The sequence below is a fragment of the Haloarcula sp. DT43 genome (assembly GCF_037078405.1).
Lineage (GTDB): Archaea > Halobacteriota > Halobacteria > Halobacteriales > Haloarculaceae > Haloarcula > Haloarcula brevis.
In genome coordinates this window covers 438,590-450,894 of sequence record NZ_JAYMGZ010000001.1, presented here as the reverse complement: position 1 = coordinate 450,894, position 12,305 = coordinate 438,590, and the positions used below count along the sequence as shown (strand labels likewise).

The following is a 12,305-nucleotide window of genomic DNA, read 5'->3' as shown; positions in this document are numbered from 1 at the left end:
AATAAAGATGTCGGAGACAGCCGGGTTAGCGAGCGGCGGCCGCGACGCGTTCTTTCTCTTCTTTCTGGTTGACCGCGTAGGTCTGGACGTCGTCGTTGGCAGCGCCGATGAGCTGCTGTGCGAGCGCCTCGGCGGCGCTCGTGGTGGTCTTGAACGAGCCACCGTAGACGCCCTCGGCGAGGAACTTCAGGGCCTGGTCGACGCGGCGCTGGGGCGCGACGTCGACGGCCTTCGGGACCGAGATGCCACCGTATTTCAGGCGGACGGTCTCCTCTCGGGGGGCGCTGTTCTCGACGGCGCGGACGAGCACCTGAATCGGGTTCTCGTCGGTGCGCTCGTGGACGATGTCGAACGCCTCGGTGACGATGGAGGTGGCGAGTTGCTTCTTGCCGGTGTTCTCGTCGGTCTGCATCAGGCGGTTGATGAGCCGCTCGACGATGCTGATTTCGCTTTTCTTGAACTGCTTGTCGGCGTGGCGACCCATCGTGTGGGCGATGGGCGTCACCGTGATGTAGCGCTCGGTCGAAGGGTCGGAGTACTCGATGTCCGTAACCGTCCACTCGCCGAACAGTTTCGCGCGGGCCGTCTCCGGCTCGCTTTCCTCAGCCGCGTCAGCCTCGGGTGTATCTTCGGCACTCATGGTTATCGGACCGGTTTCTCCGCGTTCCCGCGAACGAGTTCGATGAGGGAGACGCCGTTGACCTTCTCGACCTTGTAGTTGACGCCGGAGAGGTCGCCCATCGCGCGGCCCTTCGCCCCGCCGATACCCGCAATCGTGACCTCGTCGTGCTCGTCGATGAAAGAGATAGCACCGTCACCGGGACAGAAGGCGGTGACCTGCTTGCCGTTCTTGATGAGCTGGACCCGGACACACTTCCGGATAGCGGAGTTGGGCTGTTTGGCCTCGATGCCGACTTTCTCCAGTACGATACCTCGTCCCTGGGGCGCACCCTCGAGCGGGTCGGACTTCTTGCCCAGGCCGCGTTCGCGACGCGCGTAGTCAGTGTCGGACCACCGGTGCTTCTGGCGGTCCTTCTTGAGCTTGCGCGCGGCGTACTTGCCGTTCGCCATAGTAGGCACTGGTACCTTTCGGAGGTACTTAAGACTCCTCTTTTGTACCCAGCCGGTAGCGCCGCCGAGTGTGGCGTTCTGTGGCACAGACCGGCCGAGTCGCCGAGAATTACTTTTGATAATGTGAGGGATGGCTTTACAGCGGCGGTAAAGAAATCGGGGGCAAGACACTCCAAGCGACACATGAAGCTCAATACAGTCCTCCCAGCGGTCCTTCGGAAGAGCTACCTCCGGAAGTTCGGCCTCGCTGTTGTGGTCATCGCCCTGGTCGTGAGCAGTGCGGGGCTGGTAGCAGTGAACGCTATCGGTGGCGACCTGACCGAGCAGCGACAGAACGAACTGGAGACGACGACTCAGCAGGAGGCCAACACGATGGAAGGCTGGATCGAACAGTCACGACGGACCACCCGATACCTGTCGAATCACTATCAGGTCGGTAGTGCGTCGGTGACACAGGCCATGCGAGTGTTTCAGACGTCCGAGACTCGAATCGGCGGGTCGCTCCACACGATTACGCTCGTGGACAGTTCCACGGGGACCATCGAGGGGTCGACGAACGAGTCGTATCAGGGCCGGACGCTCGACGGCCTGGGCATCGAGTGGCGGACGGGTAGCGGGTCGCTGCTGCTGAGCGGCGAAGACGCGGTTTCGCAGTCGCGTGTGTTCGAAGAGGGCGGGACGCATTACATGGCGTTTATCAGCAACGTCCCGCGGACGAGTTACCGGACGATGCTCGTCTACGACGTTAGTCAGCGGTCCCAGTCCTTCGAAAACTCCATCGACGGGGGCGAGACCCACGTCATCGAGTACGATAACAGCGGTAACGAGGTTATCTTCGCCGACAACACCTCGCGAATCTTCGACCGCTACGACGGCGAGACCGAACGGCAGGTCGTAAACAATGGAGCCAACAGGACGACCGGCACCCTGCAGGCCGACGGCGAAGTGTGGGGATACGCCAAGATAGAGGCGATGAACTGGGTCGTCGTCAAGCGCGCGCCGGTCGAGAGCGCCTACGCCCTGCGCGATGCGGTCCAGACGAACGTCTTCGCGCTCATCGGCCTGGCGCTGCTCAGCTTTCTGGCGTTCGGGGCCTTCGTGGGCCGTGACATCCGCAACTCGCTCACGGCCGTCGCCCAGCGCGCGGAGGCGCTCGCCCGGGGCAACCTCGACGCCGAGGCGACAGAGACCGACCGCCTCGACGAAATCGGACGGGTGCAGACGGCCTTCACCGAGATTCAGAGCTACCTCAGCACCGTCGCCGGCCAGGCGGACGCGCTCTCGACACAGTCCTTCGACGACCCCGTCCTCGAAGAGGACGTGCCGGGGCGGTTGGGAGCGTCCCTCGACGCGATGCGGGGCGACCTCCAGCAGTTCATCGACGACGTAGAGACCGCCAGGCGCGACGCCGAGGCGGCACAGGAGGAGGCCGAACAGTTGGCCGACTCGCTGGAACGGCAGGCCGAGGAGTTCTCGGCCGTGATGCGTGAGGCGGCCGACGGCGACCTCACCCAGCGGCTCGACACCGACGCGGACAACGACGCGATGGCCGACATCGCCGCCGCGTTCAACGACATGCTCGCCGAACTCGGCCAGACGGTCGTCCACATCCGCGAGTTCGCCGAGGACGTCGACGGCTCCGCCGACCAGATTACGGCCAGCGCCACGGAGGTCCGCGACGCCAGCGAGGAGGTCAGCGAGTCCGTCCAGGAAATCGCGACCGGTGCCGAACGGCAGTACGAGAACATCGAGGAGACCGCCGACGAGATGTCCAGCCTCTCGGCGACAATCGAGGAGGTCGCGGCCCAGGCCGACGAGGTCTCGTCCACGTCGAGCGAAGCCGCCGAAATCGGCGAAACCGGCAGCGAACACGCCTCCGAAGCCGCCGAGGTGATGAACGACATCGAGGCCCGGGCCACCGAGACCATCGACCGCGTCGAGTCCCTGGATTCGGAGATGGAACAGATAGGCGACATCGTCGACCTCATCGACGACATCGCCGAACAGACCAACATGCTCGCCCTGAACGCCTCAATCGAGGCCGCCCGCGCCGGCGAGGCCGGCGAAGGCTTCGCCGTGGTCGCCGACGAAATCAAGGGCCTCGCACAGGAGACCACCGAGGCGACCGAGGAGGTCTCGACCGTCATCGAGGACGTCCAGGACACTACCGGCGAGGCCGTCGACGACATCAGGGAGATGGGCGACTCGGTCACCGACGGCATCGACACCGTCGACGACGCAATCGAGTCCCTGGAAGCCATCGTCGACCGCGTCGAGGAGGTCAACGACGGCATCCAGTCAATCAGCGACGCCACCGACGAGCAGGCCGCGACGACGGAGGAGACCGTCGCCATGATAGACGAGGTCGGCACCATCAGCGAGGAGTCCGCCAGCCAGGCGGAGGACGTCGCGGCCGCGGCGGAGGAACAGACTGCGACCATAAACGAGGTCACCGGCGGCATCGAGTCGCTCTCGGCCCAGGCCGGCGACCTCAGCGACCTGCTGGCGCAGTTCGACGTGGACGCACACGGTGACACCGACGCGGACGTCCACGGCGACACCGACGTGTACGAACACGACCCGACGGACGCCTCTGCGGACGACGACTGAGCGAGGGAGAAAGCGAACTTCTCGGAAAACGCGAACCGGACGACCCGTTCAGGTCAGTTCGATGCCGTCGATGTCGAAGTGACGCTTCGCCAGTTGCCGGGCGGCGTCGATGTTGCGCCCCTCGCGGCCGATTGCGGCCCCGCGGTCTTCCTGTGCCACTTCGACGTAGGCGACGGTGTCGTCGTTCTCGGAGACGGTGACGTTGTACACCGCGGCCGGCGCGAGCGCGTTGGCCACGAAGTCCTCGGCCGTCTCGGCGGCCTCGACGAGTTTCACCTCGCGGCCGAGTTGCTCCTCGACCCGCTCGACCGTCTGGCCGCCCGGGCCGATGGCGTCGGCCATCTCGCCGCGTTTGACCAGGTACACCACCTGGTCGTGGTCCTCGTCGACGACGCAATCCCGGACGGTGACGGCTGCCTCGTCCTCGAAGAGGGCGACCAGTCGACGGGCTTCGTCCGAGAGTTCGACCCGCATCAGTCCTGGGTCGTACCCATCCGGAGGTTGACGTCGCCGGTGCCGAGCTTTATCGGCTTGCCGACGATGACGTTCTCCGTGACGCCGTCGAGTTCGTCGACCTCGCCGTGGATGGCGGCGTCGAGCAGGTGGTTGACGGTGACCTCGAACGCTGCGCGGGCGAGCACGGAGTCTTTCGACCCGGAGATGCCGTGGCGGCCGATGGACTCGATGGTCCCCTCGTTGGTCATGATGTCGGCCACGAGCATCAGGTGCCGGACGTTCACGTCGTCCAGCCCCTGCTCTTCGAGCGTGTTCATCGTCTCGTTGATGAGCGTCTCGCGGGCGGCCTCGACGCCGAGTTCCCGGTATATCTCGTGGATGTTGTTACACGTCGTCCGGGAGGCGTCGACGCCCTCGATGTCCAGCACCTCGCCGAAGTCCGACCCCTCGGTGTAGAGGACGAACTCCTCGCCGTTGTCGGTCTCCTCCTTGCGGATGACGACGCGGGTAATCTCCTCGATACCCTTGAAGACGATTTCCCGCAGCTCCTCGACCAGCTGCAGCAGGTCGCGGTAGCTGGGTTCCTCCGGGCCGAACTCGATGACCGTCCCGACCTGCCGGGTCGAGACGCCGAGGTTCGACTCGATGGTCTCGGCGATTTCCTCGGCGATGGCGTCGGTGTCGTTGACCGTCGGCCACCGCTCAAGCAGCGTGTCCTCGTTGAGGTCAATCTCGACGAGCATGTCCGCGACGTTCGTCGAGATGTCACCGAGCGCGAGGATGCGCGTCGCCTCTATCTTCCAGACGACCTCGTGGGCGCGCTCGCGGTCCTCGGCGTACTCCTCGTCCAGGTGGACCGTCATCATCGGCGTGTCCGGCGTCTTCCGGGCGTCCACCAGCTCGATGAGCCGGGGCAGCCCCTGGGTCACGTCGATTTCGGCGACCCCCGCGTAGTGGAACGTGTTCATCGTCATCTGCGTGCCCGGTTCGCCGATGGACTGGGCCGAGACGGTCCCGACCGGGTCCAGCGGGTCGACGCGCGTGTCGAGATAGCGGGACTCGACGGCCTTGGCGATGCGGTCGGCGTCGTCGACGCCGACGCCCCGTTCCTCGATGGTGCTGTACACTTCGTCTTTCAGCCGTCGCGGCAGCTCGGTGTCCTCGACGACGGCCTCGATGTCCGCTGAAACGTCTCGTGTTGTCATGGTTAGTCGTCACCCTCCGCCATCCACCAGTCGTCGGCGTGCTCGGAGAGGTTGGTCCGCTCGGTGCGCGTCCCGAGGAAGCTCTCTTTCTGCTTTTCGCTCTCGAACTCCTCGTTGAGGACGCTGTCGGCGATCTGTTCCACGTCGACGGCCGCCTCCTCCTGGTTCGAGGACACGTCGACCGGCGACGTGCCGTCCTCGCCGAACTCGAACTGGACGATGGTGTCCGAGGTGTCCCGGACGGTCCCGTCGTACTGCGTCTCCAGTTCGGAGAGCGCGTTGATGAGGCGGCGCTGGAGGTACCCGGACTTGGAGGTCCGGACGGCCGTGTCGACCAGCCCCTCGCGGCCGCCCATCGCGTGGAAGAAGAACTCCTTCGGGCCGAGCCCGGAGCGGTAGGAGGCCTCCACGAAGCCGTGGGCGTCCGCCGACAGGTCGTTCTCCTCGAAGTGGCTGAGCGTGCGGTTCTCGTACCCGCGGTTGATACGCTCGCCGCGGACTGCCTGCTGGCCGACACAGCCGGCCATCTGGGTCAGGTTCAGCATCGACCCACGCGCACCGGACTCGGCCATGATGACGGCCGGGTTGTCGCTGCCGAAGTGGTCCTCGGCGATGTCACCGGCGGAGTCGCGGGCCTTGCCCAGCGTCTGCATGATTTTCATCTCCAGCGTCTCGTCGACGGTCCGGCCGGGCAGCGATTCGAGTTCGCCCCGTTCGTAGGTCTCGATGAGTTCCTCGACGCGGTCGTAGGCGCTGTCGATGGCGTCGTTTATCTGCTCCTCCGCTTCCCGCGGGATGGACTCGTCGTCGATGCTGATGGAGAACCCGAAGTGCATGATAGAGCGCATCGCCAGCGCCGAAACCTCGTTGACGAGAATCCGGGCGCGGGTCCGGGAGTACTCCTTGGCGATGGTGTCGACGATTTCGCCGCCGAAGGCCCCGACGGCGTCCTCGTCGATGGTGCCGCCGGTCATCTGGCCGTCCTCGACGCGGACGGTGTCGCCGGCCGAGGACGTGAACTCGAGGTTCAGGTCGTCGGGCAGCAGTTCCGAGAACAGCGAGCGGCCGGTCCAGTACTCCTCGCCGCCCTCGTCGACGCCGTCCGGCTCGGGCAGCTCGTCGATGCGGGTCGCCCGCAGCAGGTCGAGCGCCTGCGTCTCGTTGAACTTCGGGTTCGTGTGGGTCAGCAGGTACGTCCCGCTGATGTGGTCCTGAATCGCGCCGATGATGTTCTCGCCGAACCGCGGCGAGAGCATCTGTTCCTGCACGCGCATGAGGACGCGCGCCTCCGCGCGGGCCTCCTCGTTTTGCAGGGCGTGCATGTTCATCTCGTCGCCGTCGAAGTCGGCGTTGTACGGCGGACAAACCGTCGTGTTCAGCCGGAACGTCTTGTACGGCATCACGACGACTTCGTGGGCCATGATGGACATGCGGTGCAGCGACGGCTGGCGGTTGAAGATGATGATGTCGCCATCGACCAGGTGACGGGACACTTCCCACTCCGGTTCGACCTTCTCGGCCAGTTCCTCGCAGTTCTTCTCGGTCACCTTCAGCCGGCGGCCGTCGGGCCGCTTGACGTAGTTCGCGCCGGGGTGGGCTTCAGGCCCGTTGGAGACGTACCGTCGCGCCTCGTTGAGGTTGCGCTCGGTGACGTTCATGGTCTGTGTCATCTCCTTTGCGACCCGGTCGGGGACGCCGACCTCGTTGAGCGAGAGCGTCGGGTCCGGCGAGATGACGGTACGAGCGGAGAAGTTCACGCGCTTCCCGGACAGCGAGCCACGGAAACGCCCCTCCTTGCCCTTCAGGCGCTGGGAGAGGGTCTTGAGCGGGCGGCCGGAGCGGTGACGCGCCGGCGGCGTGCCCGAAATCTCGTTGTCCATGAAGGTGGTGACGTGGTACTGCAGCAGTTCCCAGAGGTCCTCGATAATCAGCTGTGGCGCACCGGCCTCGCGGTTCTCCATGAACCGCTGGTTGATGCGGATGATGTCCACGAGCTTGTGGGTGAGGTCGTCCTCGGAGCGCTGGCCGTTGTCCAGCGTAATCGAGGGGCGGGCGGTGACCGGCGGCACCGGCAGCACCGTCAGAATCATCCACTCCGGCCGGGAGCGGGCCGGTTTCATCCCCAGCACTTCGATGTCTTCGTCCGGGATGTCCTCGAACCAGTCCCGGATGTCGCTGGGCATGAGCTTGTTCATGTCCTCCTCGGTCAGGTCGACCGACAGCGCCTTCTCCAGGGCGCGGCGGGCCTCCTGTCGCGGGCGGAACTCGCCGCTGAGAATCTCCTGGACGCGGCTGCTGTCGATGCCGGTCTCCTCGGAGAGCTCGACGGGCGAGATGGGGTCCTCGGCCTCCTCCATCGCGGCGGCGATTCGCTCGGGGTAGTCCGAGGCCAGCACGTCCTGGACCTCGTAGTAGGTGGTCGGCTTCTCGTGTTTGATGTCGTACTGCTTCTCGCCGCAGAACGGACAGCGGTCCTTCTTGCGGGCCTGCCGGATGGCGGCCTTGGTCACGTCGTTGAGGTCACGGCCGAGGTCCTGGGTCCGCGTCAGCCGGTCGGCGAACTCGTCGCGCTCGTGCTCGTCGAGACAGAGCCGGGAGCACTCCCGACAGGTCCCGCGCAGGAGCCGGCGGATGAGCTTCGCGAAGCCGACGTGGATGACCGGCGCGGCCAGTTCGATGTGGCCGAAGTGGCCGTTACACGACCCGCTGTGCTTCCCGCAGGTCTTGCATTCGAGGCCGGGGTCGATGACGCCCAGGCGGGGGTCCATCAGCCCCATGTCGATGGGGAAGCCGTCGTCGTCGTACGTGTCGGCCGTGATGACCTTCGTGGCCGACATCTCGCGGTACTCCTCCGGGTCCATCAGCCCGAAACTGAGCTGACCGATTTCCTGTGGTGTCTGTTGTGAACTCATACTGCGTCCTCCAGTTCTATCCGCGGGGCGATTCCGAGCGCCTTCATCTCGTCGAGCAGGAGCTTGAACGCGTAGGACATCTCGACCTCGTGGATGTCGGTCTCCTCCTCGCAGTTCGGACAGTAGATACGCCGCTGTTCGACGTTCTCGACGGCGGTCATCCCACACTGCCCGCAGACGTTTATCCACTCGCGGTCGGACTCGTCGAGCAGGCGCTCCTTGAGCGCCATCGCCGCGCCGTGCCCGATGAGCACGTCCCGCTCCATCTCACCCACACGGAGGCCACCCTCGCGGGCGCGCCCCTCGGTGGGCTGGCGGGTGAGCACCTGCACCGGCCCGCGCGAGCGGGCGTGCAGTTTGTTCGACACCATGTGGTAGAGCTTCTGGTAGAAAATGTCGCCGACGAAGATCTCCGCGTCGATTTTCTCGCCGGTGACGCCGGAGTACATCGTCTCCTTGCCGCTGGAGTCGAAGCCGTGCTCTTCGAGCGAGCCGCGGAGTTCCTCCTCGTCCTCGCCGGTGAAGGCGGTGCCGTCGACGCGGCGGCCTTCGAGCGCGCCGACCTTTCCGCCGATCATCTCCAGAATGTGGCCGACAGTCATCCGCGACGGCAGCGCGTGCGGATTGATGATGAGGTCCGGGACGACGCCCTCCTCGGTGAAGGGCATGTCCTCCTGTGGGGCGATGTGGCCGACGACGCCCTTCTGGCCGTGCCGTGAGGCGAACTTGTCCCCGAGTTCGGGGATGCGCTCGTCACGCACGGAGACCTTCGAGAGCTTCGAGCCGTCCTCGCCCTCCATCAGCGTGACCGTGTCGACGACGCCGGATTCGCCCGAGCGCATCGTCACGCTCGTCTCCCGGCGCTTCTGGGGCGAGAGCCCGCCCATGTCGTCCGGTTCTTCGAGGAACCGCGGCGGGCTGGTCTTGCCCAGCAGGACGGCGTTCTCGCCGACCTTCGTCTCGGGGTTGACCAGGCCGTCGTCGTCGAGGTGCGTGTACGCTTCCTCGCCACGCGCGCCGCGGACCTCGTCGTCGGGAATCTCGAAGCGGTCCTCCTGACCGCCGGGGTAGCGCCGCTCCTCGCCCTCGTAGGTGCGGAAGAAGTGCGAGCGGGCGAGCGCACGGTCGACCGACCCCTGGTTCATCACGAGCGCGTCCTCGATGTTGAACCCCTCGTAGCTCATGACGGCGACGACGAAGTTCTGGGCCGCGGGGCGGTCGTCGTAGCCGATCTGTTCGGTGGTCTGGGTCTTGACCATCGAGAGCTGCGGGTAGTGCAGCAGGTGCTGGCGCGTGTCCGGCCGGATGCGGTAGTTCGCGCTCGGCAGGCCGAGCGACTGCTTGATCATCCCCGACCCCATCGTAATCCGAGGCGAGGCGTTGTGTTCGGGGTAGGGAATCATCCCGGCACCGATACCGAACATCAGCTGCGGGTCGACTTCCAGGTGCGTGTGGTTCTCGGTGAGTTCGTCCTCGTCGACGCCGACGAGGATGTCTTCCTCCTCCTCGGCGTCGATGAACTCGACGAGGCCGCGCTCGACGAGTTCCTCGAATTCGAGCTCGCCGTTTTTGACCTGCTCGACCTCCTCGTCGGTCATCAGCGGCTCGCCGTCCTCGACGACCAGCAGCGGGCGTCGGGCGCGGCCGGCGTCGGCGTTGATGATGACTTCCCCGGTCCGGTTCTTGACCGAGACGTTGACCATCTGGGAGACGTCTCCCCGTCGTCGCGCCTGTCGTACCTGTTCTGCGAGCTGTTCCGGGTCGGGGTGTGTGCCGACCAGACTACCGTTGACGTATACTTTGGCTTCGCGTCCCTGACTCATGTTAATCGTCCGCGGGCTGCTGTTCTATCGACTCGATACCGGGGATGCCCTGAACCCCCATCTCCGCGAGTTCCTGTTTGAGGCCCTGTGGGTCCTCGACGTCCTGTGACAGCTCCATCGCCTGGGCGAAGTTCTTCACCAGCCCACAGTTGGGGCCCTCCGGCGTCTCGGAGGGACAGATGCGACCCCACTGGGTCGCGTGCAGGTCCCGTGCCTCGAAGTGGGGCTGGGAGCGGCTGAGCGGCGAGCGCAGCCGCCGGAGGTGCGAGAGCACCCCCATGAAGTCGGTCCGGTCGACCAGCTGGCTCACGCCGGAGCGACCGCCGACCCAGTTCCCCGTCGCAATCGGGTGTTCGAGCCGCTCGGTCAGCACGTCCGAGCGGACGACCGTCGAGACGGACAGCTGACGGTTGCGCATGTTGGCCCGTTCCAGCTGGTATTTCACGTCCCGAGCGAGCTTGTTCAGCGCCGTCCGGAACAGGTCCGTCATCAGGTCGCCGCTGACCTTCAGCCGCTTGTTCGCGTAGTGGTCCTTGTCGTCGGACTCCCGGCGGCCAAGCGCCAGTTCGAAACACGCCTCGGCCATCCGGCAGAGGTAGAACGCCTTGTTGATACGGACCTCCTCCTCGTCGACGCCCTCCTCGTGGAGGTGCGGCAGGAGATAGCGGTCGATGACGTAGTTGGCCCGCTTGAGCTGGTAGTTCTTGCCCTGTCCGGAGGCGACGCGCTTGCCCAGCGTCTCGATGGCCTCCTCGGTCGTCTGGACCTCGGCCTCCTCCAGGTTCTCCAGCATGAACTTCACGATTTCCGGGTCCTCGCTGACGCGGTGGACGATCTCCTCGTCCGACTCCAGCCCCAGCGCACGGACCAGCGTCACGAAGTCGATGCTGCCCGAGACGGAGGGGAACGAGACTTCCAGCAGCCCGTCCCGCGTTCGCTCACACAGCACCAGCGCGCGGTACCCGCGGCGCTGGGAGAACGTCTTGGCGACCTGCACCTCGTCGCCGTACTTGGTGTCGTACTCGGCCAGAATCTTGTTCGGGGCGAGGTCCTCGCTGGTCATCAGCACCCGCTCGGAGCCGTTGACACAGAAGTAGCCACCGGGGTCTGCGGGGTCCTCGCCGATGTCGATGAGCTCCTCGTCGCTGAAGCCCGCGATGTTGCACTTGTTCGACCCGACCATGATTGGCATGCGCCCGATTTTGGTCTCGGTCCGGTCGACGACTTCCTCCGGTTCCTCCTCGCCACCGCGGACGATGGCCATCTCCATGAACACCGGCGCGGAGTAGGTGATGTTGCGGAGCCGGGCCTCCTGTGGGTACAGCAGTTCCTCGCTGCCGTCGGCCTCGCGGACCCGCGGGGTGACGACGCGGACGTCGCCCAATTCGACCCACACCGGTTCCTGTCCCTCCTTGTCGCCGATGTCGGTCTCGATGGTCTCTTTCTCGTCGACGACCTGCTGCATGCCCCGGTCGAGGAAAGCGTTGAACGAGCGGAAGTGGTGTTCGGCGAGCCGTTCCTTGGCGAAGTATTCACGCGATATAGCGCGGCGGTCTTGTGTGTCCATTATTCTACCACCAGTCGATAGACAACTGCGGTGTCGGTCGTCCGGGAGTCGCGTTCGATCCGAACCACGTCACCGACTTCGGCGTCGTCCGGCAGCGCCTTGTCGGTGCGCTTGATCTTCGGAAGGTCCGTCTTCTTGATGTCATACTCCGTGAGTACTGCTTCGAGGTCGTCCTCGTCGACGACACTGTGGTCTGGGACGAGGTCGTGTTGACTTACATCTACCATGTGTGTGGGTGTGCGTTTGGCCTGCTGCTGGAGAAGGTGGCTGTCACGAGATACTACAGGGCCGTACTGTCGGAGTGCATATAACACTTGCCAAGTCGCTCTGCCGTGGCTATCGGACCCGCACTACCCTCGCGGGTCGCGGGCGTGTTTGCTCCTATCACCCACATGAAGCAGACCGGACATAGAGCTTTGGGTCCCGTCACGTGCATTCATCCCAGGGCGCAGTTCTTTGGAAAGTCTTAATACCAACACCGGGATACGAAGAAGTGCAGCAAGGTGCCCGGATGGTGTAGTGGCCCATCATACGACCCTGTCACGGTCGTGACGCGGGTTCAAATCCCGCTCCGGGCGTACTTCTGTCGAACTCAACTCCTCAGCGAGGTGTCTCGTCGCCGAGCGACAGCGAGTTCGATGAGTCCGGTTACAAGCGGATT

Annotated in this window: 9 protein-coding genes and 1 tRNA gene; 2 read left to right on the top strand and 8 right to left on the bottom strand. The window is 65.0% G+C overall.

All coding sequences use genetic code 11. The features are described 5' to 3' along the window. Window positions 1-25: 25 nt before the first annotated feature. Window positions 26-640 carry a 30S ribosomal protein S7 gene (locus tag VI123_RS02425; protein ID WP_336336477.1) on the bottom strand — a complete coding sequence of 205 codons (615 nt, stop codon included), beginning with the start codon at window positions 638-640 and terminating at the stop codon, window positions 26-28. A 2-nt stretch (window positions 641-642) separates the two neighbouring features. Then, entirely contained in the window at window positions 643-1,071 is a 429-nt protein-coding gene (locus VI123_RS02420; protein ID WP_004515440.1) for a 30S ribosomal protein S12, read from the bottom strand. A gap of 183 nt (window positions 1,072-1,254) precedes the next feature. On the opposite strand from VI123_RS02420, the gene VI123_RS02415 reads away from it, so the two are divergent. Next, window positions 1,255-3,681 carry a methyl-accepting chemotaxis protein gene (locus VI123_RS02415; RefSeq protein WP_336336476.1) on the top strand — a complete coding sequence of 809 codons (2,427 nt, stop codon included), beginning with the start codon at window positions 1,255-1,257 and terminating at the stop codon, window positions 3,679-3,681. Between the two features lie 48 nt (window positions 3,682-3,729). On the opposite strand, the gene VI123_RS02410 is transcribed toward VI123_RS02415, so the two are convergent. Genes VI123_RS02410 through VI123_RS02385 form a run of 6 tightly spaced genes read right to left on the bottom strand, consistent with a single transcriptional unit; the run spans window position 3,730 to window position 11,871 of the window. Next, a complete protein-coding gene (locus tag VI123_RS02410) occupies window positions 3,730-4,155 on the bottom strand; it encodes a NusA-like transcription termination signal-binding factor (protein WP_336336475.1) in 426 nt (141 codons plus the stop codon). Further along, entirely contained in the window at window positions 4,155-5,342 is a 1,188-nt protein-coding gene (gene rpoA2 / locus VI123_RS02405; protein WP_336336474.1) for a DNA-directed RNA polymerase subunit A'', read from the bottom strand. The genes VI123_RS02410 and rpoA2 overlap by 1 nt, the downstream gene beginning before the upstream one ends. A 2-nt stretch (window positions 5,343-5,344) precedes the next feature. Beyond that, on the bottom strand, window positions 5,345-8,254 hold the full coding sequence (locus VI123_RS02400) for a DNA-directed RNA polymerase subunit A' (RefSeq protein WP_336336473.1): 2,910 nt from the start codon (window positions 8,252-8,254) through the stop codon (window positions 5,345-5,347). Next, entirely contained in the window at window positions 8,251-10,077 is a 1,827-nt protein-coding gene (gene rpoB / locus VI123_RS02395; RefSeq protein ID WP_053969352.1) for a DNA-directed RNA polymerase subunit B, read from the bottom strand. Before rpoB ends, VI123_RS02400 begins: the two co-directional genes overlap by 4 nt. A 1-nt stretch (window position 10,078) precedes the next feature. Beyond that, window positions 10,079-11,644 carry a DNA-directed RNA polymerase subunit B'' gene (locus VI123_RS02390; protein WP_336336472.1) on the bottom strand — a complete coding sequence of 522 codons (1,566 nt, stop codon included), beginning with the start codon at window positions 11,642-11,644 and terminating at the stop codon, window positions 10,079-10,081. Next, window positions 11,644-11,871: a DNA-directed RNA polymerase subunit H gene (locus tag VI123_RS02385; protein ID WP_004515447.1), complete on the bottom strand. Its 228-nt coding sequence runs from the start codon at window positions 11,869-11,871 to the stop codon at window positions 11,644-11,646. Before VI123_RS02385 ends, VI123_RS02390 begins: the two co-directional genes overlap by 1 nt. 278 nt (window positions 11,872-12,149) lie before the next feature. On the opposite strand from VI123_RS02385, the gene VI123_RS02380 reads away from it, so the two are divergent. Continuing rightward, a tRNA-Asp gene (locus VI123_RS02380) sits at window positions 12,150-12,222 on the top strand. Window positions 12,223-12,305: the final 83 nt, after the last annotated feature.